Origin of the sequence: Streptomyces sp. enrichment culture, assembly GCF_964273145.1 — a bacterium.
Taxonomy (GTDB): Bacteria; Actinomycetota; Actinomycetes; order Streptomycetales; family Streptomycetaceae; genus Streptomyces.
Genome location: NZ_OZ186873.1, coordinates 2583168 through 2609154, shown reverse-complemented (window position 1 = coordinate 2609154; position 25987 = coordinate 2583168). Strand labels below are relative to the sequence as shown.

Sequence of the window (25987 nt, the reverse complement as noted above, 5' to 3'; positions counted from 1 at the left end):
GCCGCCGTCCGGCGGGGGCGGGTGGCCCCGGTGTGACGGGACGGGTGATTCCGGTGCGGTGAGGGCGGGTGATCCCCGCCTCCCCGCACGGGCAGGTCTCCGGCCGCCCCGGCGGGGGCCGCTCGCCGGCGGGTCTCAGCCCGCCCGGCCGTCTTCGGGTGCCGTTCCTTGCACGAGGAAGCCGAGGGCGGGCGCCAGCAGTCCCGCCGCGGCCGTCCACAGCCGCCAGGTGCCGGCGTCCGGGACCAGCAGCAGGGCGGCCAGGCAGCCGAGCGCGACCGTCCACCCCACGAGCATCGGCACCGACGCCGTCACGAGCCAGCCCGCGCCGAGGTCCAGCGTGCGGACCCGCCGCTCGGGGTCCGGATGTGCGGGGACCGCGAGCTGCTCCTTCGCGACCCGCTCGGCCACCGGGACCGGGACCGCGCCGGGCAGCTGCCAGCCGTCGTCGCCCACCAGGTCGGCGAGGACGTCCCGGCCCCGGCGGTGCCGCGGATCCCATAGCAGCCAGCCGTGCGTCCCCGAGAGCACGGCTCCGGCGGCCTCGCTGGACATCCGGGAGTGGAAGGGGATCTCCGTGCCGCGGCCCTGGAGCACCAGGCCCTTCAGCCGCCGGGTGTTCTCCCGCCGCTTGCGCTCGTCGGCCGCCGTCGTACCGCCGGGCGGCGGCGCGTCGACGTGCTCGCCCGCCCCGGTGACGGTGACCCGCAGGGCCTGCCAGCCGGGGCCGACGGTGCGGGCGCGACGGCGTGTGCTGCCGCACCACCACAAGCCGATGACCAGGAAGAGGGTCACGAGGGGCCACAGGCCGACGATCCCCCATGCGCTGCTGGCCTTCACGGCCCGCCCGGCGAGCTGGCGCTCCACGTCCTCGCGTTGATCGTCGCCGATGGCACCCAGCTCGGGCCGTCCGGGGACGTACGCCACGTACAGTTCACCGCCGATCGACCGGCGTCGATTGGTGGACGCCTCGAACGTCGCCGGGACACCGTCCCCGCCGGCCGGTGAGGGGAGCAGGACGGTGTAGTCGGCGGTGGCCGCGGCGCGCGGGCTGCTGCCCTCGGCGACCTCGTTCTCGATCTTGACGATGGGACGCCGCTCGATCACCGCGCCCGCCTCGGCCAGCACGGCACTCGTGCCCGTTCCCCGCGCGTCGGCGGCGGCCAGCGTCCCCCAGAGGGCCAGCAGCGTGGGAAGGGCGATCAGCACGCCCAGGTAGCGGGCCGACGGCCAGCGGGTGCCGCCCAGCCGCGACGGCACCGTGCCCTCGCCGTGTCCCGGGGTCACCGAGGCGGCCCGTACGGCCCACCGGTAGGTCTCGCGGCGGGACCGGCCGCCCCCGAGTACCACCGCCGTCCCCAACAGCACGACACACAGGGCGAGGAGCGCCAGGGAGCCCCACGTGACGGCGTCGCGTACCGGTGCGGCCCCCAGGAAGAGCCACGCGGCGGTCAGCGCCACCAGGGCGAGCGGGGCGGCCACGGCGACCAATCGCCCGCAGCGGGGGAAGCCCCGGACACCGGTCACCTCGCCGACGCCGTCGTGGGGCTCACTCACGGTCCACTCACTGTTCACCCGAACGCTCCGTACCGATCTGAATCGGGCCGTTCCCGATCCCGCAGGGCCTTGGCATCCTCACCCGCGTCCTTCCGGGCGTCGGCGGCGGCACCAGGCTTGTCCTCGTCCTTGTCCGCGTTGGGATCGCCGTCGACGGCCGCGTCGATGTCCTTGGAGATGTTGCCACCCACACCGAGCCCGAAGCCGATGGGAGAGTTGGTGGCCACGTCACCCGCGAGGCCGTGCGCCCCGGGGAACGCCCGGCCGCTTGTGGCCCGGTGGACGGCCGCGCTTCCGGCACCGCCGCCGAGTCCGCCGGCTTCCCGTGCGGTCGACGATCCGCAGACCCAGACGGTCCTGTTGGCGACATGGTGGCGCGGGCCGGTCCGGCTGGTGACGTGACAGCCGTGTGGGCGTTGCTGGTCCCGGCGGTCGTATTGGTCAATGATCGGAGCCTGGAAACGGTACGGGCCGTCTTCCCGCTCCTGACGTTCGTCGGCATTCGCCCCTTGGCGCTGGCCTCCTTGTTCCGGTGGCGGCGCTGGACGGCCGGGATGGAGCACGGCGCCTGGTTCGCGGGGGATCCGGAGCGCGGTGGGGTGCTCGCGCTGCCCGGTGGGCGGGCCCTGACGCTGGTGACCGCCGGGTAGCGGCCCCGGCGCGGGGACGGCACGGGGCCGGGACCCGGTGGGTCCCGGCCCGCGAGCGTCCCGGCCGGCCGCTACTCGGCCGGCTTCCCGTCGGGCGTGACGTCCGGCGGCGGCGGAGCCACGGGGCGGAGCTTCAGCCAGGCCAGGAAGAACACCCCCAGCAGCAGCATCCCCAACCCGGTCCACAGGTTGATGTTCACGCCCTCGGCCTTGTCGATGTCGGCGTCGGACGCCGTGATGCCGGCGATCGTGACGATGACGCCGTAGAGGACGAACAGGCCCCCGATGATGCGCCGGATGTCGAACAGCCGTGCGGCGGTCGCGGACTTGGTCTCCAGTTCGGAGACCTCCCGCTGGACGTCCTTCTCGGAGTAGAACTCGGACATGGTCTCTCCATCCTCCCGCGATCAGAACGAGAACGGGATGTAGCAGGCGGCGGCCAGGACCACCGCGCCCCAGCCCAGCAGGGCCGGCTTGCGGTACCAGGCGTCGTCGCCCTGGGCGGGCGGCTCGGACATGCCGGGGGACGTGGTGCCGTAGACCAGGCCCTGGAGCTCGGCGGCCGGCTTGGGCCGGGTGAACAGGGAGACCGCCACCATGACCACCGCGCCGGCGACGAAGCCGGCGATCGCGGAGACGAAGTTGGCGCCTTGGTCGGAGGGGATGTCGATGATGCCCTGCTTGTAGATGACGAAGTAGTTCACCATCGCCGCGGTGGTGCCCGCGATCAGGCCCCAGAAGCCGGACTTCATCGACGCGCGCTTCCAGAACATGCCGATGATGAAGACCACGAACATCGGCACGTTGAAGAAGGAGAACAGCGTCTGGAGGTACGCCATGATGTTCGAGAAGGACTTCGCCAGGAACGCCGTGCCGATGGAGGCGAGGACGCCGATCGCCGTGATCAGGCGGCCGAACCTCACGTAGTACTCGTCCGGGCGGTTCGTCACCACGTACTTCGCCCAGATGTCGGCGGTGAAGACGGTGTTGAAGGACGACACGTTCGCCGCCATGCCCGCCATGAACGCGGCCATCAGACCGGTCACCGCGATGCCGAGCACGCCGTTGGGCAGCAGGGCCTCCATCAGGTACGGGATGGCGTCGTTGTACTGGAGGTCGGAGCCGGGCCGGCCGATGTCCGGGACCAGCGCGGCGGCGACCAGGCCCGGGATCATCACCACGAAGACGATGAAGATCTTCGGGAACGCGGCGATCAGCGGGGTGCGCTGCGCGGCGGAGAGGTTCTTCGCGGACAGGGCGCGCTGCACCTCGGCGAAGTTCGTCGTCCAGTAGCCGAAGGAGAGGACGAAGCCGAGGCCCAGGACGATGGTCAGCCAGTTGGCGCCGAGCGGGTTGTCGCTGCCGATGCCGGTGCCGCCCCAGGAGGACATGAAGTCCCCGCCGTGCCGTGCGGTGAGGGTGTCGGTCAGGCCGTCCCAGCCGCCGGCCTTCCTCAGGCCGAGCACGGTGATCGGGATGAGGGCCGCCAGGATCACGAAGAACTGCAGGACCTCGTTGTAGATGGCCGAGGACAGGCCGCCGAGGGTGATGTAGCCGAGGACGAACGCGCCGGCGACGACGATGGCCACCCAGTCCGGCCAGCCCAGCAGCGCCTCGACGACGATCGAGAGGGCGTACAGGTTGACGCCGGCGATGAGGATGGCGGCGAAGGCGAACAGGATGGCGCTGAGCAGGTGCGCCGCCTTGTCGAAGCGGAGCAGGAGGAACTCGGGGACCGAGCGGACCTTGGAGCCGTAGTAGAACGGCATCATCACCAGGCCCAGGAAGACCATGGCCGGGATGGCGCCGATCCAGTACCAGTGCGTGGTGTAGACGCCGTACTGCGCGCTGTTGGCGGCCATGCCCAGGATCTCGGTGGCGCCCAGGTTGGCGGCGACGAAGGCGAGACCGGTGACCCACGCCGGCAGGGAACGGCCGGACAGGAAGAAGTCGAGGCTGGTCTTGACCGAGCGGCGGGCGGCGAAGCCGATGCCCAGGACGACGACGAAGTAGATCCCGAGGATCGAGTAGTCGAGCCAGTTGGTGGGGAGCCGTAGCTCCGCGGCCAGGTATGAGGGGGTTTGCATAAGTACTCGCTTCGTTGCGCGAACTTGATCCGGACGGAACCTATGCCTCCGCCTTCAGTAAGTGAACACTTTCGATGGTGTTCTTTGTTTGATTGTGATGAGGGGCGAAAGGGTGGTGAGTTGTGATGTGTTATGTTTGATTCTGTTGGGTGATTGGGTGTGGGCGCAGAGGAGTCCGGCAGTGAAGAAGACTTCGACCCGGCTGGCCGACGGCCGCGAGCTCATCTACTACGACCTGCGCGACGACACCGTGCGGGACGCGGTGGACCGCCGCCCCCTGGAGCGGACCGTCACCACCTCCGAGATCCGGCGGGACGCGCTGCTCGGCGACTCCGTGGCCGTCGCCTCGCACCGGCAGGGGCGCACGTACCACCCGCCCGCCGACGAGTGCCCCCTGTGCCCCTCGCGGGGCGAGCGGCTGAGCGAGATCCCGGACTCGTCGTATGACGTGGTGGTCTTCGAGAACCGCTTCCCCTCGCTGGCCGGGGACTCCGGGCGGTGCGAGGTCGTGTGCTTCACCTCCGACCACCACGCCTCCTTCGCCGACCTGGGCGAGGAGCAGGCGCGCCTGGTCCTGGACGCCTGGACGGACCGCACGGCGGAGCTGTCCCATCTGCCCTCCGTTGAACAGGTGTTCTGCTTCGAGAACCGGGGCGCCGAGATCGGCGTGACGCTGGGCCACCCGCACGGGCAGATCTACGCTTACCCCTTCACCACCCCGCGCACCGCGCTGATGCTCCGTTCACTCGCCTCCCACAAGGAGGCGACGGGCGGGGAGAACCTGTTCGACGCCGTCGTGGAGCGGGAGCGGGCGGGCGAGCGGGTCGTCCTGGAGGGTGAGCACTGGGTCGCCTTCGTGCCGTACGCCGCGCACTGGCCGTACGAGGTGCACCTGTACCCCAAGCGCCGCGTTCCCGACCTGCTGGGGCTGGACGAGGCGGCGCGCACAGAGTTCCCCCAGGTGTATCTGGAACTGTTGAAGCGCTTCGACCGGATCTTCGGTGAGGGTGAGCCTCCGACGCCGTACATCGCGGCCTGGCACCAGGCCCCGTTCGGGCAGCTGGAGGAGTTCGACGGGGTGAGCCGCGACGACTTCGCGCTCCACCTGGAGCTTTTCACCATCCGCCGTACGTCGGGCAAGCTGAAGTTCCTCGCGGGCTCCGAGTCCGGCATGGGCGTGTTCATCAACGACGTGCCGCCGGAGCGCGCGGCCGAGCGACTGCGGGAGGTAGCGAGTCGATGAGTGGGAAGTACCTGGTGACGGGCGGCGCGGGTTACGTCGGCGGCGTCGTCGCCCAGCACCTGCTGGAGGCGGGGCACGAGGTCGTCGTGCTCGACGACCTCTCCACGGGTTTCCGCCAGGGGGTGCCGGCCGGTGCTTCCTTCGTCGAGGGCGACATCCGCGACGCCGCCCGGTGGCTGGACGCCTCCTTCGACGGCGTACTGCACTTCGCCGCGTCCTCGCAGGTCGGCGAGTCGGTGGTGAAGCCGGAGAAGTACTGGGACAACAACGTCGGCGGCACCATGGCCCTGCTGGCGGCCATGCGGACGGCGGGGGTGCGCAAGCTCGTCTTCTCCTCGACCGCGGCGACGTACGGCGAGCCCGAGCAGGTCCCGATCCTCGAGTCCGCGCCGACCCGCCCCACGAGCCCCTACGGCGCCTCCAAGCTCGCCGTCGACCACATGATCACCGGTGAGGCGGCGGCGCACGGGCTGGGCGCGGTGTCGCTGCGCTACTTCAACGTGGCCGGCGCCTACGGGGAGTACGGCGAGCGCCACGACCCCGAGTCGCACCTGATCCCGCTCGTCCTCCAGGTCGCCCAGGGCCGGCGGGACGCCATCTCGGTCTACGGCGACGACTACCCGACGCCGGACGGCACCTGCGTGCGCGACTACATCCACGTCGCCGACCTGGCCGAGGCCCACCTGCTGGCCCTGGGCGCGGCCACCCCCGGCGAGCACCTGATCTGCAACCTCGGCAACGGCAACGGCTTCTCGGTCCGCGAGGTGATCGAGACCGCCCGCCGGGTCACCGGCCACCCCATCCCCGAGGTCGTCGCGCCCCGCCGCGGCGGCGATCCGGCGGTCCTGGTGGCGTCGGCCGCGACCGCTCGCGAGAAGCTGGGCTGGAATCCGTCCCGCGCGGACCTCGAGGGGATCGTCGCGGACGCGTGGGAGTTCGCGCAGAAGCGCGCTTAGTGGAACATCACGAAGGGTCAGGGGTCAGGGCATGAGCGAGGCTGTCGCAGGAACTGTCGCCGAGCGGTTCACGCAGCTGTACGGGGCCGGTCCGGAAGGGGTGTGGGCGGCGCCGGGCCGGGTCAACCTCATCGGCGAGCACACCGACTACAACGACGGCTTCGTCATGCCGTTCGCCCTGCCGCACACCGCGGTCGCCGCCGTCTCCCGCCGCGACGACGGCGTGCTGCGCCTGCACTCGGCGGACATCGACGACGGCGCGGGCGGTGTGGCGGAGCTGCGCGTGGCCGACCTCGCGCCCGGGACCGACCGGGGCTGGACGGCGTACCCGGCGGGCGTGGTGTGGGCGCTGCGCGAGGCCGGGCACGAGGTGACCGGCGCCGACATCCACCTGGCCTCCACGGTTCCGGCGGGCGCGGGCCTGTCCTCGTCGGCGGCGCTGGAGGTCGTGGTGGCGCTGGCCCTGAACGACCTGTACGGCCTCGGCCTGCGCGGCTGGCAGCTGGCCCGTCTGTGCCAGCGCGCGGAGAACGTCTACGTCGGCGCTCCCGTCGGCATCATGGACCAGACCGCCGCGGCCTGCTGCGAGGCCGGCCACGCCCTGTTCCTCGACACCCGCGACCTGTCCCAGCGGCAGATCCCCTTCGACCTGGCCGCCGAGGGCATGCGCCTGCTGGTCGTCGACACCCGGGTCAAGCACGCCCACAGCGAGGGCGAGTACGGCAAGCGCCGCGCCGGCTGCGAGAAGGGCGCCGCCCTGCTCGGCGTCGACGCCCTGCGCGACGTGCCCTACGACGGGCTGGACGCGGCGCTGGAGCGGCTGGGCGACGACGAGGAGGTGCGCCGCCTGGTGCGGCACGTCGTCACCGAGGACGAGCGGGTGGAGCGGGTGGTGTCCCTGCTGGAGGCGGGCGACACGTCGGCCATCGGGCCGGTCCTGACCGAGGGGCACGTCTCGCTGCGGGACGACTTCCGCATCTCCTGCCGCGAACTGGACCTGGTCGTCGACACCGCCCTGGCGGCGGGCGCGCTGGGCGCCCGGATGACCGGCGGCGGCTTCGGCGGCTCGGCGATCGTCCTGGCGCGGACCGCCGACGTGGACACCCTCACCAAGGCGGTCCAGGAGGCGTTCGCGCAGGCCGCTCTCACCGCGCCGCGCGTGTTCGAGGCGGTGCCGTCGGCGGGGGCGCGGCGGCTGGCCTGAGCCGCCCGGCCCGGGTCAGGCCAGCGCCTTCGTCAGCGTGTACTCGGTGATCCCCGGCGGGTAGTCGGGGATCACGCCCACCACCTCGTACCCCCGCTTGCGGTAGAAGCCGGGGGCCTGGAAGTCCCAGGTCTCCAGGCGGACCGCGCGGCAGCCGCGGTCGTCGCGGGCGACGCGTTCGGCCTCGGCGAGCAGGCGGGAGCCGAGGCCCGCGCCCCGGTGGCGGGCGTCGACCCACAGGTAGGTCACGTGCAGCCAGCCGGCCCAGGTGTGGCCGACGAGGCCGCCGGCCAGGCCGCCGGCCTCGTCCGACGCCCAGACGTGCAGGGGGGCCTCGCGGGCGGCGGGGGTGCCGCGCAGGGACCGCAGGACGGGGGAGGCCGTGGTGTTCGTCTCCCTCAGGCGGGCCCGCAGCAGATCGCGCCGCGCCGTGTCGACTTCTGTCTCAAGACGAAACATGCGGCACACCATAAACGCGCCGGGCCGGCAGTTCTGCAAAGAGCCTTCCGCTGCCCGCTCCCGCCCGTACCCTGAGGAACTGCACCGGTGGGGGCCGGTGCCGCTCTCAGGGGGCGAGGCAGCCGGGTACGGCGCCCGGGGCGGGGGCAGCGGCGTCACGGACGGCGGCGGTCGTGCGGCCGCGGCGGCCCGTCCCGGTGCGAACGGTGTTCGGGCAGGGGGTTCCGGGCGCCGCACCCGCGCCGGTGCCGTCCTGTGCCGACCGGGTGGATCCCCCGCTCCTCGGGAGCGCGGGGGAGGGGGTTTCGTGGTGCGCATCCGAGTGCTGGTCGTCGACGACCACCGCATCTTCGCCGAGTCGCTCGCCGCGGCCTTGGCCGCCGAGCCCGACGTCGACGTCTTCGCGGCCGGCAGCGGCCCGGCCGCGCTGCGCTGCCTGGAGCGGGCGGCGGGCGAGGGGCGGCGGTTCGACGTGCTGCTCGTCGACGCCGACCTGGGCGTCGGCGGACCGGGCCCGCGGCCGGCGGTGCCGTTGCGGGGCCGCGGCGAGGACGGGACCGTCGACGGGATCTCCCTCGTCGCCGCGGTGCGCTCCGCGCAGCCGGGGGTGCGGGTCGTCGTGCTCGCCGAGAAGGACGACCCGCGGCGGGCGGCCCTCGCCCTGCAGGCCGGAGCCTTCGGGTGGGTGGCCAAGGACTGCTCCCTGTCCCGGCTGCTCACCGTCGTCCGGGGTGTGCTGCGCGAGGAGACGCACCTGCCGCCCGCCCTGCTGACGGGCGTCCTGCGGGAGCTGACCGCCGCCCGCAGGCACCGCACCGAGAGCGAGCGGCTGGTGGAGTCCCTGACGCCCCGGGAACGGGAAGTGCTGCGGTGCATGGTCGCCGGCCTCGGGCGCAAGGCCGTCGCCGAGCGGCTGTACCTGTCCCCGCACACGGTCCGCACCCACATGCAGAACGTGCTGGGCAAGCTGGGCGTGCACTCCACCCTGGCCGCGGTCGCGCTGGCCCGGCGGGCCGGGGTCGGCCCGGCCGACCTAACCGGGGATGTTGTCGAACGGGGCGGTCAGCCGGCGTAGCAGCCCGGCCAGTTCCATCCGCTGGGAGCGGGAGAGCTCCGCGAGGATCGCGCGCTCCTGGTCCAGCAGGCCCGCCAGGGCCTGGTCGGCGCGGTCCCGGCCCTCGTCCGTCAGCCGCACCAGGACGCCCCGGCGGTCGCTGGGGTCGGGCAGGCGCTCCACCAGGCCCTTCTTGGCCAGGCGGTCGATGCGGTTGGTCATCGTGCCGGAGGTGACCAGGGTCTGGGTCAGCAGCTGCCCGGGTGAGAGCTGGTACGGGGTGCCCGCACGGCGCAGCGCCGTGAGGACGTCGAACTCCCAGGGCTCCAGCTGGTGCTCGAAGAAGGCCAGCCGGCGCGCGCGGTCCAGGTGCCGGGCCAGTCTGCTCACCCGGCTGAGCACCTCGAGCGGTTCCACGTCGAGGTCCGGGCGCTCCCGGCGCCACGCTGCGACCAGCCGATCGACCTCGTCCTCCATGCGATCAGTGTAGTGGTTGTGTCGACATGAAGTCTCTTGACGTCGAGATAGATGGTGGGGAAGCTGGCGGCATGGCCGATTCCGTGTGGGACCCCGCCCAGTACCTCCGCCACGCCGATCACCGTGCCCGCCCCTTCGCCGACCTGCTGGCCCGCGTCCCGGACCCGGCCGCGCGGGCGCCCCGCATCGCCGACCTCGGCTGCGGCCCCGGCAACGTCACCGCCCTGCTCGCCGCCCGCTGGCCCACCGCCCGCGTCACCGGCTACGACAACTCCCCCGAGATGCTCGCCCGGGCCGCCCCCTACGCCGGGCCCACCCCGGGCGGCGGCCGGCTGGACTTCGTCCACGCCGACGTGGGCACCTGGACGCCCGCCGAGCCGTACGACCTGATCGTCGCGAACGCCGTCCTCCAGTGGGTGCCGGGCCACGCCGGGCTGTTCCCCGCCTGGATCGACGCCCTCGCCCCCGGCGGCACCCTCGCCTTCCAGGTGCCCGGCAACTTCGACGCCCCCAGCCACCGGCTGATGCGGGACCTCGCCCGCGCCCCGCGCCGGCGCGCCCGCCTCGCCGGCGTCCTGCGCCACGAGGACGCCGTCCTCACCCCGGCCGCCTACCTGGACCGCCTCACCGCCCTCGGCTGCGCCGCCGACGTGTGGGAGACCACCTACCTCCACCTGCTGACGGGCGAGGACCCCGTGCTGGACTGGGTGAAGGGGACCGGGCTGCGGCCCGTGCTGACGGCGCTGGCCGGCGACCCGGGGGAACGGGACGCCTTCCTCGCCGAGTACCGGGCCGCGCTGCGGGCCGCCTATCCGGCCGGACCGCACGGCACGCCGTTCCCGTTCCGCCGGGTCTTCGCCGTCGCCCGTACGGCGGGGTGACGGCGAGGACCCCGGCTGGGCCCCACCGGCACACTCCCGTCCGCCCCGCGACGCCGTGCACGCTCCCCGGAAGGGGGCACCCCCACTCGCCGCACCGGGCCCTGGCCCGGGCGCGTCCCCTACGAGAGCCGGGGCCCGGCACCCCCAGCCTGCGGCCGGGGGCCCCAGGGCACACACCCGACGCCGCGGGGCCGCCCCCGGGCGACGACGGGAGCCCGACGACGGATCTAAGCCTTCCGGTGCCCTATCAGCCGCGGCCTGGGCTCCAGTCCGTCCAGCCCGTGCCACGCCAGGTTCACCAGATGGGCCGCCACCTCCGCCTTCCTCGGCTTGCGCACGTCCAGCCACCACTGGCCGGTCAGCGCCACCATCCCCACCAGCGCCTGCGCGTACAGCGGGGCCAGCTTCGGGTCGAAGCCGCGGCTCTTGAACTCCTTGCCGAGGATGTCCTCCACCTGGGTGGCGATGTCCGAGATGAGCGAGGCGAAGGACCCCGTCGACTGGGGGATGGGGGAGTCGCGGACCAGGATGCGGAACCCGTCCGTGTACTCCTCGATGTAGTCCAGCAGCGCGAACGCCGCCTGCTCCAGCAGCTCGCGGGGGTGGCCCGCGGTGAGCGAGCCGGTCACCATGTCCAGCAGACACCGCATCTCGCGGTCCACCACCACCGCGTACAGGCCCTCCTTGCCACCGAAATGCTCGTAGACCACCGGTTTGGAGACCCCGGCCTTCGCCGCGATCTCCTCCACCGAGGTGCCCTCGAAACCCTTGGCCGCGAAGAGGGTGCGACCGATCTCCAGCAGCTGCTGGCGGCGCTCGGCACCGGTCATCCGGGTGCGGCGCGTACGCCGCGGCTTGTCATTGCTGGGGGTGCTGGAGTCGGTCGCCACAGCGCCCATCATGCCGCCTTGACGGTTTCCTTCCCGCGCCGGGAGCCGCCTTCCTTGTCGGCACGGCGCGCGTCGATGCGCGAACGCGACGGCCAGCGCACGTCGTACGCCCAGCCCAGCTGCTCGAACCAGCGGATCAGGCGGGCGGAGGAGTCCAGCTGGCCGCGCTCCACACCGTGCCGCGCGGAGGTCGGGTCGGCGTGGTGCAGGTTGTGCCAGGACTCGCCGCACGACAGGATCGCCAGCCACCACACGTTGCCCGAGCGGTCACGCGACTTGAACGGCCGCTTGCCGACCGCGTGGCAGATCGAGTTGATCGACCACGTCACGTGGTGCAGCAGCGCCACCCTGACGAGCGACCCCCAGAAGAACGCGGTGAACGCGCCCCACCACGACATGGTGACCAGGCCGCCGATCAGCGGGGGCAGCAGCAGGGACACCGCCGTCCACAGGGCGAACTGGCGGGAGATCCTCCGCAGCGTCCTGTCCTTGATCAGGTCCGGTGCGTACTTGTCCTGCGGGGTCTGCTCCTCGTCGAACATCCATCCGATGTGTGCCCACCACAGGCCCTTCATCAGGGCCGGGACCGTCTCGCCGTAGCGCCACGGCGAGTGCGGGTCGCCCTCGTGGTCGGAGAACTTGTGGTGCTTGCGGTGGTCGGCGACCCAGCGCACCAGCGGCCCCTCGACCGCCATCGACCCCATGATCGCCAGCGCGATCTTCAGGGGCCGCTTCGCCTTGAAGGAACCGTGGGTGAAGTGCCGGTGGAAGCCGATGGTGATGCCGTGGCAGCCCAGGAAGTAGAAGAACACCAGCAGGCCGAGGTCCAGCCAGCTCACCCCCCACCCCCACGCCAGCGGTACCGCCGCCAGCAGCGCGAGGAACGGGACGACGATGAACAGCAGCAGCGTAATCTGCTCGATCGTCCGCTTCTGTTCGCCGCCCAGCGTGGCGGAGGGCGTGGAGGTGTCGTCGGGCGCTTTCGGCGCTTCTTCGATCACTTCGGAGCTTGTGGTCATACGCGTCCCCTGGGGGGTGAAGGTTGTGGAAGTGCCGCGCGCAGAGACCGTGCCCGTTTCCTACGGTCCCGTAACCTACGGCGCCGTAAGTATGACAGCGCGGCGTTCGACGGCAAGAGCCACGAGCCTGCGCGCCCCACTCGGCGCCTAGACTTGGAGCCGGTCGGACAGCGCGGTCCGCTCTGAAGTTTTCTTCCCGGACGTCCGGCCCGTAAGCGGCCCCGCCGTGCGAGACGTCCGTCCGGGTACCCCTCCCAGACGAGCTTCAACACTGCAAGGAGCCGCACCTGTGAGCAGTGCCGACGACCTGACGACGCGGTCCACGACGACCAGCAGCGAGCTGCGCGCCGACATCCGCCGACTGGGCGACCTCCTCGGAGAGACCCTCGTGCGGCAGGAGGGCCCCGAGCTGCTGGAGCTCGTGGAGAAGGTCCGCCGCCTCACCCGAGAGGACGGGGACGCCGCCGCCGAGCTGCTGCGCGGCACCGAACTGGAGACCGCGGCCAAGCTGGTCCGCGCCTTCTCCACCTACTTCCACCTCGCCAACATCACCGAACAGGTCCACCGCGGACGCGAACTGCGCGCCAGGCGCGCCGCCGAGGGCGGCCTGATCGCCCGCACCGCCGACCGGCTCAAGGACGCCGACCCCGAGCACCTGCGCGAGACGGTCGCCAACCTCAACGTCCGCCCCGTCTTCACCGCCCACCCCACCGAGGCCGCCCGCCGCTCCGTCCTCAACAAGCTGCGCCGCATCGCCGCCCTCCTGGACACCCCCGTCATCGAGTCCGACCGGCGCCGCCTCGACACCCGGCTGGCCGAGAACATCGACCTCGTCTGGCAGACCGACGAACTGCGCGTCGTGCGCCCCGAACCCGCCGACGAGGCCCGCAACGCCATCTACTACCTCGACGAACTCCACGCCGGCGCCGTCGGCGACGTCCTGGAGGACCTCACCGCCGAACTGGAGCGCGTCGGCGTCAAGCTCCCCGACGACACCCGCCCCCTCAGCTTCGGCACCTGGATCGGCGGCGACCGCGACGGCAATCCCAACGTCACCCCGCAGGTCACCTGGGACGTCCTGATCCTCCAGCACGAGCACGGCATCAACGACGCGCTGGAGACCATCGACGAGCTGCGAGGCCTGCTGTCCAACTCCATCCGCTACGCCGGTGCCACGGAGGAGCTGCTGAACTCCCTCCAGGCCGACCTGGAGCGGCTGCCCGAGATCAGCCCCCGCTACAAGCGCCTCAACGCCGAGGAGCCCTACCGGCTCAAGGCCACCTGCATCCGGCAGAAGCTGGAGAACACCAAGCAGCGCCTGGCCAAGGGCACCCCGCACGAGCCGGGCCGCGACTACCTCGGCACCGCCGAGCTCCTCGCCGACCTGCGCATCATCCAGACCTCCCTGCGCGAGCACCGCGGCGGCCTCTTCGCCGACGGCCGCCTCGCCCGCACCATCCGCACCCTGGCCGCCTTCGGCCTCCAGCTCGCCACCATGGACGTCCGCGAACACGCCGACGCCCACCACCACGCCCTCGGCCAGCTCTTCGACCGGCTCGGCGAGGAGTCCTGGCGCTACGCCGACATGCCCCGCGAGTACCGCGCCAAGCTCCTCGCCAAGGAGCTGCGCTCCAGGAGGCCCCTGGCGCCGAGCCCGGCGCCGGTGGACGCGGCCGGCGAGAAGACCCTCGGCGTCTTCCAGACCGTCAGGCGGGCCCTGGAGGTCTTCGGACCCGAGGTCATCGAGTCGTACATCATCTCCATGTGCCAGGGCGCCGACGACGTCTTCGCCGCCGCCGTCCTCGCCCGCGAGGCCGGCCTCATCGACCTGCACGCCGGCTGGGCCAAGATCGGCATCGTGCCGCTGCTGGAGACCACCGACGAGCTCAAGGCCGCCGACACCATCCTGGAGGACATGCTCTCCGACCCCTCCTACCGGCGTCTGGTCGCCCTGCGCGGCGACGTCCAGGAGGTCATGCTCGGCTACTCCGACTCCTCCAAGTTCGGCGGCATCACCACCAGCCAGTGGGAGATCCACCGCGCCCAGCGCCGCCTGCGCGACGTCGCCCACCGCTACGGCGTCCGCCTGCGCCTCTTCCACGGTCGCGGCGGCACCGTCGGCCGCGGCGGCGGCCCCACCCACGACGCGATCCTCGCCCAGCCCTGGGGCACCCTGGAGGGCGAGATCAAGGTCACCGAGCAGGGCGAGGTCATCTCCGACAAGTACCTGATCCCCTCCCTCGCCCGGGAGAACCTGGAACTGACGGTCGCCGCCACCCTCCAGGCCTCCGCCCTGCACACCGCGCCCCGCCAGTCCACCGAGGCCCTCGCCCGCTGGGACGCCGCCATGGACGTCGTCTCCGACGCCGCCCACGCCGCCTACCGCCGCCTGGTCGAGGACCCCGACCTGCCCGCGTACTTCTTCGCCTCCACCCCCGTCGACCAGCTCGCCGACCTCCACCTCGGCTCGCGCCCGTCGCGCCGCCCCGACTCCGGCGCCGGCCTCGACGGCCTGCGCGCCATCCCGTGGGTGTTCGGCTGGACCCAGTCCCGGCAGATCGTGCCCGGCTGGTTCGGCGTCGGCTCCGGCCTCAAGGCGCTGCGCGAGGCGGGCCTGGACACCGTGCTGGAGGAGATGTACGGGCAGTGGCACTTCTTCCGCAACTTCATCTCCAACGTCGAGATGACGCTGGCCAAGACCGACCTGCGGATCGCCGCCCACTACGTGGAGACCCTGGTGCCGGACGAGCTGCGGCACGTCTTCGACACCATCCGCGCCGAACACGAGCTGACCGTGCGCGAGGTCCTCGGCGTCACCGGTGAGGAGGAACTGCTCGACGCCCAGCCCGTGCTCAAGCAGACCTTCGCCATCCGCGACGCCTACCTCGACCCGATCTCCTACCTCCAGGTCGCCCTGCTCAAGCGCCAGCGCGACGCCGCCGCCGCGGGCGAGCAGCCCGACCCGCTGCTCGCGCGGGCCCTGCTGCTCACCGTCAACGGCGTCGCCGCCGGCCTGCGCAACACCGGCTGACCGCGCCCGCGCGCGAAAGGGGGTGCCCCCGGGCTCCGTACGGACCCGGGGGCACCCCCCTTTTTCTGCGCTCTTACCGTGCGGTGTCAGCCGCGGGCGGCCCTGCGGCGCCGGAACACCAGGTAACCGCCCGCCGCGACCAGCACCGCCGCCGCGGCCGACAGCAGGGCCGCGGGGATGCCGCTGCCGGTCTCGGCCAAGTCGCCCTCGAGGTCGCCCTGCGCGGACGCGGACGGCACCGAGGCGGCGGACGGGGTGGAGGAGCCCGACGGCACCGAGGCGGCGGACGGGGCCGAGGAGCCCGACGGCACCGGGGCGGCGGACGGGGCCGAGGAGCCCGACGGGGCCGGGGCGGCGGACGGGGCCGAGGACGCCGGCGGGACGTCCGCGGTGGCCGCGGGCGACGACGGCGGGGCGGCCGGGGCGCCGGGCGCCGCACCGGCCTTCTCCGGCTCCGGGCAGTCCGTCCAGAACACCTTGTGCTTGGCGGAGCCCTTCTCGCCGTCGAAGTTCCAGAACAGCTTGTAGTGCCCGTCGGGCAGCGACAGGTCGTTCGTCCGGCCGTGGCCCTCGGCGTCCAGGGTCAGGGAGCCGGATTCGACCGTCTCGCCCTTGACGGCGGCCGTCGGGGCCCAGGACTCGATGTGCCAGTCGACCCGCTGGCCGCCGTCGAAGCCGAAGGCGTCCAGGTAGAACGTGCAGACGTGCGGCTCGTTGCGCCGCAGTTCCTCGCCGGTGGCCGCGTCGTGGACCTTGACCGTCCCGTTGTCGCCCGGAGCGGTGGCGTGGGCGGCGGGCGCGAGCAGCAGCGCGGCCGAGGATGCGCAGGCGAGAACGCCGGCGCGAGTGGGGGTTCGCATGAAACGGAAATCCATCTTCGAGAAGTGAACGGAAGATGTGGAGGGGGCGGTTCAGCTTCTCCTTCGGCCCGGCAGCTCGTCAATCACGAACAGGCAACACACAGAATCCCCGCATGCGGCGGGTGCCCCAACGCCTCACACGGTGCGATGTCCCTGGTCAACGGCGCGAAGGCCGCCACGACCGACACGCGGAAGCCGCGTGCCAGTCCCGTGCCGACGGTGTACACCGCGCCGGTCCCCGGCGAGACCACGATGATGAACGCGGTGATGAGGAACTCGATACTCACGACTGACCGCCCCCCTGGCGATCGGTCCCGCCGACAGGTCGATGACGGCACCACCGTGCCGGAAGCGCCGTCGCCGCGGACCCGGCACCGGCAACCCGGGCCGAGGGGGGAACGGGCCCGGGGAGCCGTCCTCAGGAGTTGTACGCGCTCTGCGCCCGCTCCAGGCCCTCCGTCACCAGGCACTCGACCGCGTCCGCCGCCCGGTCCACGAACCAGTCCAGCTCCTTGCGCTCCGCCGACGAGAAGTCCTTCAGCACGAAATCCGCCACCGCCATCCGCCCCGGCGGACGCCCGATCCCGCACCGCACCCGGTGGTACTCCGCCCCCAGCGCCTTGGTGATCGACTTCAGCCCGTTGTGCCCGTTGTCCCCGCCGCCCAGCTTCAGCCGCAGCACCCCGTAGTCGATGTCCAGCTCGTCGTGGACCGCCACCACGTGCGCCACCGGCACCTTGTAGAAGTCCCGCAGCGCGTTCACCGGACCGCCCGACAGGTTCATGTACGACATCGGCTTCGCCAGCACCACCCGCCGGCCGGCCGGTCCCGGCGGGCCGATCCGGCCCTCGACCACCTGCGCCTGGGCCTTGCCGTGCCGCTTGAACCGTCCCCCCATCCGCTCCGCCAGCAGGTCCACCACCATGAAGCCGACGTTGTGCCGGTTGGCGGCGTACTCCGGACCGGGATTGCCGAGACCCGCGATCAGCCAGGGAGCGCCCGCGTCGGTCGTCACGTCCATGTCTCCTTCATACATACGCGTCGGCCGCTGCCCCCCGAAGGGGGCAGCGGCCGAACAAAACGATGCCCGCGAGCCTCGACGGCCCTCAGCGAGCGGCGGCTCAGGCCTCGGCGGCCTCTTCGCCCTCGCCCTCGGCCGGGGCCTCGACCTGACCGGTCACGACCTGGAGAACGGCGGTCTCGCCGTCCACCGCGAGCTTCGTGCCGTTCGGCAGCTTGATGTCCTTGGCCTGGACCGTGTCACCGGCGGTCAGACCCTCGATGGAGACGGTCACCGACTCCGGGATGTGCGTGGCCTCGGCCTCGACCGTCACGGTGTCCAGCAGGTGCTCCAGCAGGTTGCCGCCCGGGGCCAGCTCGCCCTCGGTGTTCACCGGGACCTCGACCGTCACCGTCTCGCCACGCTGCACCAGCTGCAGGTCGACGTGCTCCAGGAAGCCCTTCAGCGGGTCGCGCTGCACGGCCTTCGGGATCGCCAGCTCGTTCGTCTTGCCGTCGATGTCCAGCGCGATCAGCACGTTCGGCGTACGCAGCGCCAGCAGCAGCTCGTGGCCCGGGAACGTCAGGTGCAGCGGGTCCGAACCGTGCCCGTACAGCACACCCGGAACCTTGTTGTCGCGGCGGATACGACGCGCGGCACCCTTGCCGAACTCGGTGCGCGTCTCGGCGGCGATCTTCACCTCAGACATGATCACTCCTCGCAGAAATTCAGAAACGGACGTGGTCACCCGGCCACGAACGGCCTGCTACGAAGAGCGCGTCGATTACGGACCGCCGTACGAGCCCCTTCCGAAGCGGTACGGCCTCCCTCGCCGAGCAACTGCAGCAGTCTACTCGGAGAGGGAGGCCGTACCCAAAACGATCTACCGGGCCCCGGGGGTCAACGGGAAGAACCCGGCAACCCCCGGGAGGAACCCTTACTGCTCGTCGAACAGGCTCGTCACCGAGCCGTCCTCGAACACCTCGCGCACCGCGCGCGCGATCGTCGGCGCGATCGACAGCACCGTGATCTTGTCCAGCTCCAGCTCGTTCGGCGTCGGCAGCGTGTTCGTGAACACGAACTCGCTCACCTTGGAGTTCTTCAGCCGGTCCGCCGCCGGACCCGACAGCACACCGTGCGTCGCCGTCACGATGACGTCCTCCGCGCCGTGCGCGAACAGCGCGTCCGCCGCGGCGCAGATCGTGCCACCGGTGTCGATCATGTCGTCGACCAGCACGCAGATCCGGCCCTTCACATCACCGACGACCTCGTGCACCGTGACCTGGTTCGCCACGTCCTTGTCGCGGCGCTTGTGCACGATCGCCAGCGGCGCGCCCAGCCGGTCGCACCAGCGGTCCGCGACCCGCACCCGGCCCGCGTCCGGGGAGACCACCGTCAGCTTCTCCCGGTCCACCTTCGCGCCCACGTAGTCCGCCAGCAGCGGCAGCGCGAACAGGTGGTCCACCGGACCGTCGAAGAAGCCCTGGATCTGGTCCGTGTGCAGGTCCACGGCCAGGATGCGGTCCGCGCCGGCCGTCTTCATCAGGTCCGCGATCAGACGCGCCGAGATCGGTTCACGCCCCCGGTGCTTCTTGTCCTGCCGCGCGTAACCGTAGAACGGCACGATGACGGTGATGGAGCGGGCCGACGCGCGCTTCAACGCGTCGATCATGATCAACTGCTCCATGACCCACTTGTTGATCGGAGCCGTGTGGCTCTGGATCAGGAAGCAGTCCGCACCGCGGGCCGACTCCTGATACCGCACGTAGATCTCGCCGTTGGCGAAGTCGAAGGCCTTCGTCGGGACGACCCCGACACCCAGCTCGTGGGCGACCTCCTCGGCAAGCTCGGGGTGGGCGCGGCCGGAGAAGAACATCATCTTCTTCTCGCCGGTCGTCTTGATCCCGGTCACAGACTTTCTCCTCAGAGGTGTCGCAGCTGGATCGAGCCAAGCCGTCCCCGCAGCACGCGGGAGGCCGTCTCAGCTGGTGGGGTGCGGTTGTGCACGCGGCGTGCACTTATCACGGTACGCCCAGATCGACGCACCGGTTTCCGGTCAGCCTTCGCCGCCCGGCTCCCGGGACGCCGCCTCGGCCGCCTTCGCGGCCGCGCTCCCAGGACGCTTGCGAGCCACCCAACCCTCGATATTCCGCTGCTGACCGCGGGCCACGGCCAGCGAACCGGGCGGCACGTCCTTCGTGATCACCGAGCCGGCGGCGGTGTACGCGCCGTCCCCGATCGTGACAGGAGCCACAAACATGTTGTCCGAACCCGTACGACAGTGGGAACCGACCGTCGTGTGATGTTTGTCCTGCCCGTCATAGTTCACGAACACGCTCGCCGCCCCGATGTTCGTGTACTCGCCGATCGTCGCGTCACCGACGTACGACAGGTGCGGCACCTTCGTGCCCTCACCGATCGTCGCGTTCTTCGTCTCGACGTACGTACCGATCTTGCCCTTGACCCCGAGCCGCGTCCCCGGCCGCAGATACGCGTACGGACCCACCGTCGCCTCCGCGCCGACCTCGGCCCCCACCGCCACCGTGTTGTCCACCCGCGCACCGGCGCCCACCCGCGTGTCCGTCAACCGCGAGTTCGGCCCGACCTCGCAGCCCGCCGCCAGATGCGTGGCACCGTGCAACTGCGTACCGGGATGGACCAGCACGTCCTGCTCGAAGGTGACGGTCACGTCGACCCACGTGGTCGCCGGGTCCACCACCGTGACCCCGGACAGCATCGCGCGGGTCAGCAACCGGTCGTTCAGGATCCGGCGCGCCTGCGCCAACTGCACCCGGTTGTTGATCCCCGCGATCTCCCGGTGGTCACCCGCCACACAGGCACCCACCCGGTGACCGGCCTCCCGCAGGATCCCCAGGACGTCCGTCAGGTACTCCTCGCCCTGGCTGTTGTCCGTACGGACCTTCCCCAGCGCCTCGGCCAACAGCCGCCCGTCGAACGCGAACACACCCGAGTTGATCTCCCGGATCGCCCGCTGCGCCTCCGACGCGTCCTTGTGCTCCACGATCGCCGTCACCGCGCCCGAGACCTCGTCCCGCACGATCCGGCCGTAACCGGTCGCGTCCGGCACCTCGGCCGTCAGCACGGTCACCGCGTTGCCGTCGGCGGAGTGCGTGGCGGCCAGCGACCGCAGCGTCCCGCCCGTCAGCAGCGGGGTGTCACCGCAGACGACGACCACGGTCCCGTCGACCGACCCGCCGAGCTCCTCCAGCGCCATCCGCACGGCGTGCCCGGTGCCGTTCTGCTGCGCCTGCACGGCGGTGCGGACGTCGGGGGCGACCTCGGCGAGGTGCGCGGTGACCTTCTCGCGGGCGTGACCCACGACCACGACCAGGTTCTCCGGCTCCAGCTCGCCGGCGGCGGCGAGCACGTGGCCCACCAGGGAACGGCCACAGATGTCGTGCAGGACCTTCGGCGTGGCCGACTTCATACGGGTGCCCTCACCCGCTGCGAGAACGACGACGGCTGCCGGGCGGTTGGCGCTCACGGGATGCCCTTCGGCTTATGGGGTGGGGTTGGACATCCGCAGGATACCGGGGGGTTTTGTGGGGGGTATGAGTGCGGGTCCCGGTCGGCGGTGTCCGCCGGCCGGGACCCGAACGCAGGCCGTGTGCGCTGTTGGCTCCCCCGCAAGGATTCGAACCTTGTCCTGCTGGTACCAAAAACCAGTGTGCTGCCAGTTACACCACGGGGGACAGCGCCTCAGACCTTACCGGAGACGCGTCCGGGCGTGGGTCACGATGCCGTTCCACCAGCCCTCGATGCGGTTGTACAACTCGGCGCTCCTCGCCACGGTGATGACCAGGCAGCCGTGGTACCGATCACCGGTGTTCTTGCGCACGGTTTTCGGGTTGTGCTTCTTGAGCGTCGGCTTCGAGAAGGCGGAGCAGTCCGTGCCCGAGAGGTCCGCCCAGTAGCGGGTGGCCCCCTCCACATCCGCGGACTCGTGGATCAGCACCCGGAAGCCGAGCCGGTCACGGCTCACGCCGAGCAGGTCGAGCCAGGCGAGGTACACCTGGATCACACCGGGGTCGCTGTTGACGAAGGCGACGCGCTCGCGTCGGTCGTAAGGCTTGCTCTTGGTGCCCTCGGCCCAGTACAGCGCGACCCCTGTCAGGAAGAGCTCCCTCTCGGTGAGCTCGCCGATCTCCCGGGCCGAACCTTCCCTGATCCGTTTGCGTTCCTCGTCCTGTGCGCCGCGCAGACGTGCCAGGCCGGCCTGCATGAGCGCCCGCTGCTCCTCCGGCGTGTAGCGCGGCTGCGGCTTCGGCAGGTCCCGCACCCACAGCGAGACCGAGCTGCGGGAGCAGCCCAGTTCCGCCTCGATCCGGTCGTACGTCCAGCCCTGGAGGCGCAGCTCCCGCGCCCTCTCCCGCAGGGCGTCCTTGGCGTTGGGGCGTCTGGTCCACTCCGGAGGGGGCTCGCCCTCCAAGAGGCGGTTGAGGATGTCGTTGTTGTCGACGTGGAGCCGGTCGCGGATCTGGCGTCGGCTGAGCCCCGCCCGGCGCAGGGCGACCGCCCGTTGCCGCAGGCCCTCGAAGTCGGCGTACTTGTCGGATGGGTGTGCCATGGGCCCACCGTCCGGGCGGAATGGCGGGGTCCGGGGTCGAACGGTGTGCGGTTCAGCAGTTCGGGGGAAACCGGTTCGTTCCGCCCGCGGAGACGTCGCGGACCGTGGTGGTCCGGTGGGGAAACTCGCCGGAAAAGCCGCACCCCCCGCCCGTAGGCTGGAGACATGACCACGACGGGGGAAGACCATGTGACGGCCCGGGGAGGGCCGTGGTGGTGGGCCAGGCGGCGGGGGGCCGCGCTCGATGCCGGGCTGGCCGGGGTGTCCGCGCTGGAGTGCGCGGCGGAGGGGGTCTCGTTCGCCCGGGAGGCGGGGGTCCCGGTGGCGGCGGGGGTGGTCTTCGGGCTGCTGGCCGGTTCGGTGCTGCTGGTGCGGCGGCGGTGGCCGATCGCCGTCGTGCTGGTGGCGATCGCGGTCACGCCGGCCCGGATGGGTTTCCTGATGGGCATCATCGGCCTGTACACGCTGGCGGCCTCCGAGCTGCCGCGCCGGATCATCGGCGCGCTGGCGGGGATGTCGCTGCTGGGCACGCTGATCGTGATGTTCGTGCGGGCGCGGCAGGACATGGCGCGGGGGGAGCTGGACCTCGGGGACTGGTTCGTGCCGTTCGCGTCGGTCACCGCCTCGCTGGGGCTGACCGCGCCTCCGGTGCTGCTGGGGTTGTACGTGGGGGCGCGGCGGCGGTTGATGGAGAGCCTGCGGGAGCGGGCGGACAGTCTGGAGCGGGAACTCCAGCTGCTGGCGGAGCGGGCCGAGGAGCGGGCCGAGTGGGCCAGGAACGAGGAGCGGACGCGGATCGCGCGGGAGATGCACGACGTGGTCGCGCACCGGGTGAGTCTGATGGTGGTGCACGCGGCGGCGTTGCAGGCGGTGGCGCGCAAGGACCCGGAGAAGGCGGTGAGGAACGCCGCGCTGGTGGGGGACATGGGGCGGCAGGCGCTGACCGAGTTGCGGGAGATGCTCGGGGTGTTGCGCAGCGGCGGGGCGGAGCGCCGGGAGCGGGCGGTGTCGGCGCCGCCGCTGGCGGCGGTGGGGGTGGCGGCCGCCGCGGCGGCGTCGCGGGCGGCCGTGGAGGAGGGCGGTCCGTGTCTGGCCGAGCTGGAGGAGCTGGTGGGGCAGTCGGCGGCGGCGGGGATGGCCGTGGAGCTGTCCGTGGAGGGCGAGGCGCGGTCGTGTGCGGCGGAGGTGGAGCAGACGGCGTTCCGGGTGGTGCAGGAGGCGCTGACGAACGTCCACAAGCACGCGGCGGGGGCGAAGACGAAGGTGCGGCTGGCGTACCGGGAGTCGGAGATCGCGATGCAGGTGGAGAACGAGCCGCCGCCGGAGGGTTCGTCGGCGTCGTCGGCGCGGTTGCCGTCGGGTGGCAACGGCCTGGTGGGGATGAGGGAGCGGGTCGTCGCGCTGGGCGGGGTGTTCGTGTCGGGGCCGACGGAGGCGGGGGGTTTCCGGGTGTCGGCGGTGATTCCGGAGCCGTAGGGCCGCCGTGGGGCCTGGCGGGGGTCAGCCCGCGGTGAGGCGTACGGGCTGGATGCCGGTGACGAGGGTGGCCAGGGCCTGGTCGAGGTCGGGGCCGAGGTACCAGTCGCCGGTGTGGTCGAGGGCGTAGACGCGGCCTTCGGCGTCGATGGCGAGCAGGGCCTTGGTGTCGGTCTCGACGCCGAGGGGGCTGACCTGGGTGCCGAGGGCGCGGCCGAGGTCGCCGAGGGTGCGGGCGAGGTGGAGGCCGTGCAGGGGGTCGAGGTGGAAGGTCGCGGGGGCGACCTGGCGGCCGGGGCCGGTGGGGGTGAGGGTGAGGCCGCCGAATTCGGCCCAGGCCTCCACGGCGGCGGGGAAGACGGTGTGGCGGTGCCCGGCGGGCGAGGTGTGGTCGCGCAGGGTGTCGGCCCAGATCTCGGCCTGTTTGATGTCCCAGCGCCCGGGGTGCCAGCCGGCGGCGCGCAGGGCGGCGTCGACGGGGACGGGGAAGCGCGTGGTCGAGGCGCGGTCGGTGTGCATCTGCCCTTCGTTCGTCGTGCGGTGGTGCGGGTGGTTCCGGGGTGCGGGGTGCGGGGCGCGGTGGTCAGCCGCCGGCCGCGGGGTCGACGATGCGGACGCCGAAGTGGGCGCTGAGGGCGGTGCAGGCGCGGCAGGGGGCGGCGAAGGTGCCGTGCAGGGGGTCGCCGTCCTCGCGGATGCGGCGGGCGGTGAGTTTGGCGTGCTTGAGGGCTTTGCGGGCTTCGCCATTGGTCATGGGCCTGCGGCTGGCGCGTTTGCTGCGGGCGGCGTCGGCGGCGGTGATGTGCCGGGAGATGAGGATGGTCTCGGCGCAGCGGCCGGTGAAGCGGTCGCGCTGGCCGCTGGTGAGGGTGTCGAGGAAGTCCTGGACGAGGGGGTGGAGGGTGGGGGGTGTGTCGCCGCGGGCGGCGGTGCCGGTGAGGGTGGTGCCGCGCACGGAGAGGGCCGCGGCGATGGTGGGGAGTATGCCGTCGCGGCGGTGGCGGAGGGTGGGGGCGTGCGGGGCGTCGGCGGCGCTCCAGCCGACGCGGGGGTCGCCGGTGCGGCCCGTGCGCGGTTCCCGGTGCGGTCCCGTGTGTGGTCTCGTGTGCGTCACGCTCATGATCGTCTTCCCCTCCTGAGCATCCCCCCGGAGGTCACAGGGTGCCAAATGGCGCGGCCGGTGCGGAAGCTGGGGCGGGGTGATGCGCTGGTGTTCGAGCGGGCCGTCACGGTCGGGTGACGGTTGGTCACGGCGGTGGGCGCCGGGTCGCGGTGGCGGGGCCGGTGGCCGTGCCGGTGACCGGTGCCGGCGCACCGCATAGGCTGTCCGCACCGCGGGCCGTGCGGTGATGCGCGGGGTCCGGGGGTGGCGGGACGCCGAGTGGGGCGGACCGCCTTCCAGTCAGCAACCGCTAGACGTGACAGTCGATACGGGCCGTGGTGCGCCGGAGGTGGCCCCACGGGCCGTACTGAATGCCGCAGGGGGCAACCGCCATGACGACAGGTCGGCTCGGGCCGGGGGCACCCCCCGGCTCCCAGGCCGGTGGACGAGCCGTGCCGCCGAACGCGGCCTACGCCGGGCAGGTCGTGCATTTCCCGGACCCGGTCAGGGCGGCCCGCCATCCGCGGGGGGTGCGGGTGGACGAGCGCGGTCATCCCGACTTCTCGCCGTACGCGCGGGCGGCGGTGGAGATCGCGGACCCGCCGGAGGGCTTCGGCGTCGACGAGTTGCGGCTGACGGACTACGTGACGGCGAACGCGGCGCTGTCGGCGAGCGGGCACGCGCTGTGGGACACGGTGCCGGCGGTGGCGACGCCGCACGGCTGGACGTGGCACCACGTGGCGGGCACGCGGCGGCTGGAGCTGGTTCCGGTCGAGGTGAAGGCGCTGCTGCGGCACCACGGGGGGATCGCGACCGCCGACGTCGACCAGGACAAGCGGGGGACGCGTCCGCTGCAGGAGACGCGCCCGGCGCACTTCGGGCTGCCGAAGTCGGGTGTGGCGGTGACGGAGCAGCAGGTGCAGGGGGTCGAGGAGGACCTCGGGTACCGGCTGCCGGGCGCGTACCGGTCGTTCCTGAAGGCGGCGGGCGGGTGCGCGCCGGTGGGGACGGCGCTGGACGCGGAGCTGGGGCTGCTGGTGGACCAGCCGTTCTTCACGGTGCGGGACGAGGCGGCCGTCAACGACCTGGTGTACGTCAACAAGTGCCTGCGGGACCACCTGACGAAGGACTACCTGGGAGTCGCCTTCGTCCAGGGCGGGCTGCTGGCCGTGAAGGTGAGGGGCGACCGGGCCGGGTCGGTGTGGTTCTGCGCGTACGACGACGCGCGGGACGTGGATCCGTCGTGGACGCCGGCGGAGCGGATGGAGCGGCTGCTGCTGCCGTGCGGGGAGGACTTCGACGCCTTCCTGTCGCGGCTGGCGGGTTCCCCTCCGGAACTGGAGACGGTGGCGAATCTGATGGTGGACGGTGGCTTCGCGCGCGTGGTGCCGGTGTCCGACGGGTCCTTCGGGGCTTCCGCGGTTTCCGCGGCCCCGGTCGGGGAGTGAGCTGG

26 protein-coding genes and 1 tRNA gene are annotated in these 25987 nt (G+C 72.2%); 9 read left to right on the top strand and 18 right to left on the bottom strand.

Annotated features, from left to right (window positions below):
* Positions 1 to 135 precede the first annotated feature (135 nt).
* Complete coding sequence (locus tag ACSU6Z_RS11665; protein ID WP_437044985.1) at positions 136 to 1557, bottom strand: hypothetical protein; 1422 nt, start codon at positions 1555 to 1557, stop codon at positions 136 to 138.
* Between the two features lie 14 nt (positions 1558 to 1571).
* Positions 1572 to 1784 (bottom strand): hypothetical protein, encoded by a 213-nt coding sequence (locus ACSU6Z_RS11660; protein ID WP_437044983.1) that lies wholly within the window; start codon positions 1782 to 1784, stop codon positions 1572 to 1574.
* A 171-nt stretch (positions 1785 to 1955) separates the two neighbouring features.
* Here ACSU6Z_RS11660 and ACSU6Z_RS11655 point away from each other — a divergent pair, with 171 nt between their 5' ends.
* Entirely contained in the window at positions 1956 to 2207 is a 252-nt protein-coding gene (locus tag ACSU6Z_RS11655) for a hypothetical protein (protein ID WP_437044981.1), read from the top strand.
* Positions 2208 to 2278: 71 nt separating this feature from the next.
* On the opposite strand, the gene ACSU6Z_RS11650 is transcribed toward ACSU6Z_RS11655, so the two are convergent.
* Both ACSU6Z_RS11650 and ACSU6Z_RS11645 read right to left on the bottom strand, forming a co-directional pair.
* Positions 2279 to 2593 carry a hypothetical protein gene (locus ACSU6Z_RS11650; protein WP_437044980.1) on the bottom strand — a complete coding sequence of 105 codons (315 nt, stop codon included), beginning with the start codon at positions 2591 to 2593 and terminating at the stop codon, positions 2279 to 2281.
* A 21-nt stretch (positions 2594 to 2614) separates the two neighbouring features.
* Positions 2615 to 4294, bottom strand: a complete 1680-nt coding sequence (locus ACSU6Z_RS11645; protein ID WP_437044978.1) for a sodium:solute symporter family protein — start codon at positions 4292 to 4294, stop codon at positions 2615 to 2617.
* A gap of 181 nt (positions 4295 to 4475) precedes the next feature.
* Between ACSU6Z_RS11645 and galT the strand changes: the two genes are divergently transcribed.
* From galT to galK, 3 genes are read left to right on the top strand one after another with little or no spacing between them, the layout of a single operon-like run.
* Entirely contained in the window at positions 4476 to 5537 is a 1062-nt protein-coding gene (gene galT, locus ACSU6Z_RS11640; RefSeq protein WP_437044976.1) for a galactose-1-phosphate uridylyltransferase, read from the top strand.
* A complete protein-coding gene (gene galE, locus ACSU6Z_RS11635) occupies positions 5534 to 6493 on the top strand; it encodes a UDP-glucose 4-epimerase GalE (RefSeq protein WP_437044974.1) in 960 nt (319 codons plus the stop codon). Before galT ends, galE begins: the two co-directional genes overlap by 4 nt.
* Positions 6494 to 6524: 31 nt before the next feature.
* A complete protein-coding gene (gene galK, locus ACSU6Z_RS11630) occupies positions 6525 to 7697 on the top strand; it encodes a galactokinase (protein WP_437044972.1) in 1173 nt (390 codons plus the stop codon).
* A gap of 15 nt (positions 7698 to 7712) precedes the next feature.
* Here galK and ACSU6Z_RS11625 read toward each other — a convergent pair whose 3' ends face one another.
* Positions 7713 to 8168 carry a GNAT family N-acetyltransferase gene (locus ACSU6Z_RS11625; protein WP_437044971.1) on the bottom strand — a complete coding sequence of 152 codons (456 nt, stop codon included), beginning with the start codon at positions 8166 to 8168 and terminating at the stop codon, positions 7713 to 7715.
* A 295-nt stretch (positions 8169 to 8463) separates the two neighbouring features.
* On the opposite strand from ACSU6Z_RS11625, the gene ACSU6Z_RS11620 reads away from it, so the two are divergent.
* A complete protein-coding gene (locus ACSU6Z_RS11620) occupies positions 8464 to 9231 on the top strand; it encodes a LuxR C-terminal-related transcriptional regulator (protein ID WP_437044969.1) in 768 nt (255 codons plus the stop codon).
* On the opposite strand, the gene tamR is transcribed toward ACSU6Z_RS11620, so the two are convergent.
* On the bottom strand, positions 9190 to 9687 hold the full coding sequence (gene tamR, locus ACSU6Z_RS11615) for a MarR family transcriptional regulator TamR (RefSeq protein WP_437044967.1): 498 nt from the start codon (positions 9685 to 9687) through the stop codon (positions 9190 to 9192). The genes ACSU6Z_RS11620 and tamR overlap by 42 nt on opposite strands.
* Before the next feature lie 71 nt (positions 9688 to 9758).
* Here tamR and ACSU6Z_RS11610 point away from each other — a divergent pair, with 71 nt between their 5' ends.
* Positions 9759 to 10568 carry a trans-aconitate 2-methyltransferase gene (locus ACSU6Z_RS11610; protein WP_437044965.1) on the top strand — a complete coding sequence of 270 codons (810 nt, stop codon included), beginning with the start codon at positions 9759 to 9761 and terminating at the stop codon, positions 10566 to 10568.
* A 227-nt stretch (positions 10569 to 10795) separates the two neighbouring features.
* Here ACSU6Z_RS11610 and ACSU6Z_RS11605 read toward each other — a convergent pair whose 3' ends face one another.
* Positions 10796 to 11470, bottom strand: a complete 675-nt coding sequence (locus tag ACSU6Z_RS11605; protein ID WP_437044963.1) for a TetR family transcriptional regulator — start codon at positions 11468 to 11470, stop codon at positions 10796 to 10798.
* Positions 11467 to 12477: an acyl-CoA desaturase gene (locus tag ACSU6Z_RS11600; protein WP_437044961.1), complete on the bottom strand. Its 1011-nt coding sequence runs from the start codon at positions 12475 to 12477 to the stop codon at positions 11467 to 11469. Before ACSU6Z_RS11600 ends, ACSU6Z_RS11605 begins: the two co-directional genes overlap by 4 nt.
* A 289-nt stretch (positions 12478 to 12766) precedes the next feature.
* Here ACSU6Z_RS11600 and ppc point away from each other — a divergent pair, with 289 nt between their 5' ends.
* Positions 12767 to 15508 (top strand): phosphoenolpyruvate carboxylase, encoded by a 2742-nt coding sequence (gene ppc / locus ACSU6Z_RS11595; RefSeq protein ID WP_437044959.1) that lies wholly within the window; start codon positions 12767 to 12769, stop codon positions 15506 to 15508.
* A gap of 86 nt (positions 15509 to 15594) precedes the next feature.
* Here ppc and ACSU6Z_RS11590 read toward each other — a convergent pair whose 3' ends face one another.
* The 8 genes from ACSU6Z_RS11590 to ACSU6Z_RS11555 all read right to left on the bottom strand — a co-directional run bounded on the left by ACSU6Z_RS11590 (position 15595) and on the right by ACSU6Z_RS11555 (position 21956).
* Complete coding sequence (locus tag ACSU6Z_RS11590) at positions 15595 to 16368, bottom strand: LPXTG cell wall anchor domain-containing protein (RefSeq protein ID WP_437044957.1); 774 nt, start codon at positions 16366 to 16368, stop codon at positions 15595 to 15597.
* Positions 16369 to 16451: 83 nt separating this feature from the next.
* Positions 16452 to 16655: a hypothetical protein gene (locus ACSU6Z_RS11585; RefSeq protein WP_437044955.1), complete on the bottom strand. Its 204-nt coding sequence runs from the start codon at positions 16653 to 16655 to the stop codon at positions 16452 to 16454.
* A gap of 131 nt (positions 16656 to 16786) precedes the next feature.
* Positions 16787 to 17389 (bottom strand): aminoacyl-tRNA hydrolase, encoded by a 603-nt coding sequence (pth, locus tag ACSU6Z_RS11580; protein ID WP_437018878.1) that lies wholly within the window; start codon positions 17387 to 17389, stop codon positions 16787 to 16789.
* A 100-nt stretch (positions 17390 to 17489) separates the two neighbouring features.
* Positions 17490 to 18077 carry a 50S ribosomal protein L25/general stress protein Ctc gene (locus ACSU6Z_RS11575; protein WP_437018879.1) on the bottom strand — a complete coding sequence of 196 codons (588 nt, stop codon included), beginning with the start codon at positions 18075 to 18077 and terminating at the stop codon, positions 17490 to 17492.
* 228 nt (positions 18078 to 18305) lie between these two features.
* Positions 18306 to 19280 (bottom strand): ribose-phosphate diphosphokinase, encoded by a 975-nt coding sequence (locus ACSU6Z_RS11570; RefSeq protein WP_437044952.1) that lies wholly within the window; start codon positions 19278 to 19280, stop codon positions 18306 to 18308.
* A 144-nt stretch (positions 19281 to 19424) separates the two neighbouring features.
* The gene (gene glmU / locus ACSU6Z_RS11565; RefSeq protein ID WP_437044950.1) at positions 19425 to 20873 is read right to left on the bottom strand and encodes a bifunctional UDP-N-acetylglucosamine diphosphorylase/glucosamine-1-phosphate N-acetyltransferase GlmU; all 1449 of its coding nucleotides are present in this window, start codon (positions 20871 to 20873) and stop codon (positions 19425 to 19427) included.
* Between the two features lie 132 nt (positions 20874 to 21005).
* A tRNA-Gln gene (locus tag ACSU6Z_RS11560) sits at positions 21006 to 21081 on the bottom strand.
* A gap of 14 nt (positions 21082 to 21095) precedes the next feature.
* The gene (locus ACSU6Z_RS11555) at positions 21096 to 21956 is read right to left on the bottom strand and encodes a hypothetical protein (protein ID WP_437044948.1); all 861 of its coding nucleotides are present in this window, start codon (positions 21954 to 21956) and stop codon (positions 21096 to 21098) included.
* A 165-nt stretch (positions 21957 to 22121) separates the two neighbouring features.
* Here ACSU6Z_RS11555 and ACSU6Z_RS11550 point away from each other — a divergent pair, with 165 nt between their 5' ends.
* Positions 22122 to 23432, top strand: a complete 1311-nt coding sequence (locus ACSU6Z_RS11550) for a sensor histidine kinase (RefSeq protein ID WP_437044946.1) — start codon at positions 22122 to 22124, stop codon at positions 23430 to 23432.
* Positions 23433 to 23456: 24 nt separating this feature from the next.
* Here ACSU6Z_RS11550 and ACSU6Z_RS11545 read toward each other — a convergent pair whose 3' ends face one another.
* Complete coding sequence (locus tag ACSU6Z_RS11545; RefSeq protein ID WP_437044944.1) at positions 23457 to 23951, bottom strand: SUKH-3 domain-containing protein; 495 nt, start codon at positions 23949 to 23951, stop codon at positions 23457 to 23459.
* A gap of 64 nt (positions 23952 to 24015) precedes the next feature.
* A complete protein-coding gene (locus ACSU6Z_RS11540) occupies positions 24016 to 24552 on the bottom strand; it encodes a YwqJ-related putative deaminase (protein ID WP_437044942.1) in 537 nt (178 codons plus the stop codon).
* Positions 24553 to 24926: 374 nt separating this feature from the next.
* Between ACSU6Z_RS11540 and ACSU6Z_RS11535 the strand changes: the two genes are divergently transcribed.
* Positions 24927 to 25982, top strand: coding sequence for an SMI1/KNR4 family protein (locus ACSU6Z_RS11535; RefSeq protein WP_437044940.1), 1056 nt, complete (start codon positions 24927 to 24929; stop codon positions 25980 to 25982).
* Positions 25983 to 25987 lie beyond the last annotated feature (5 nt).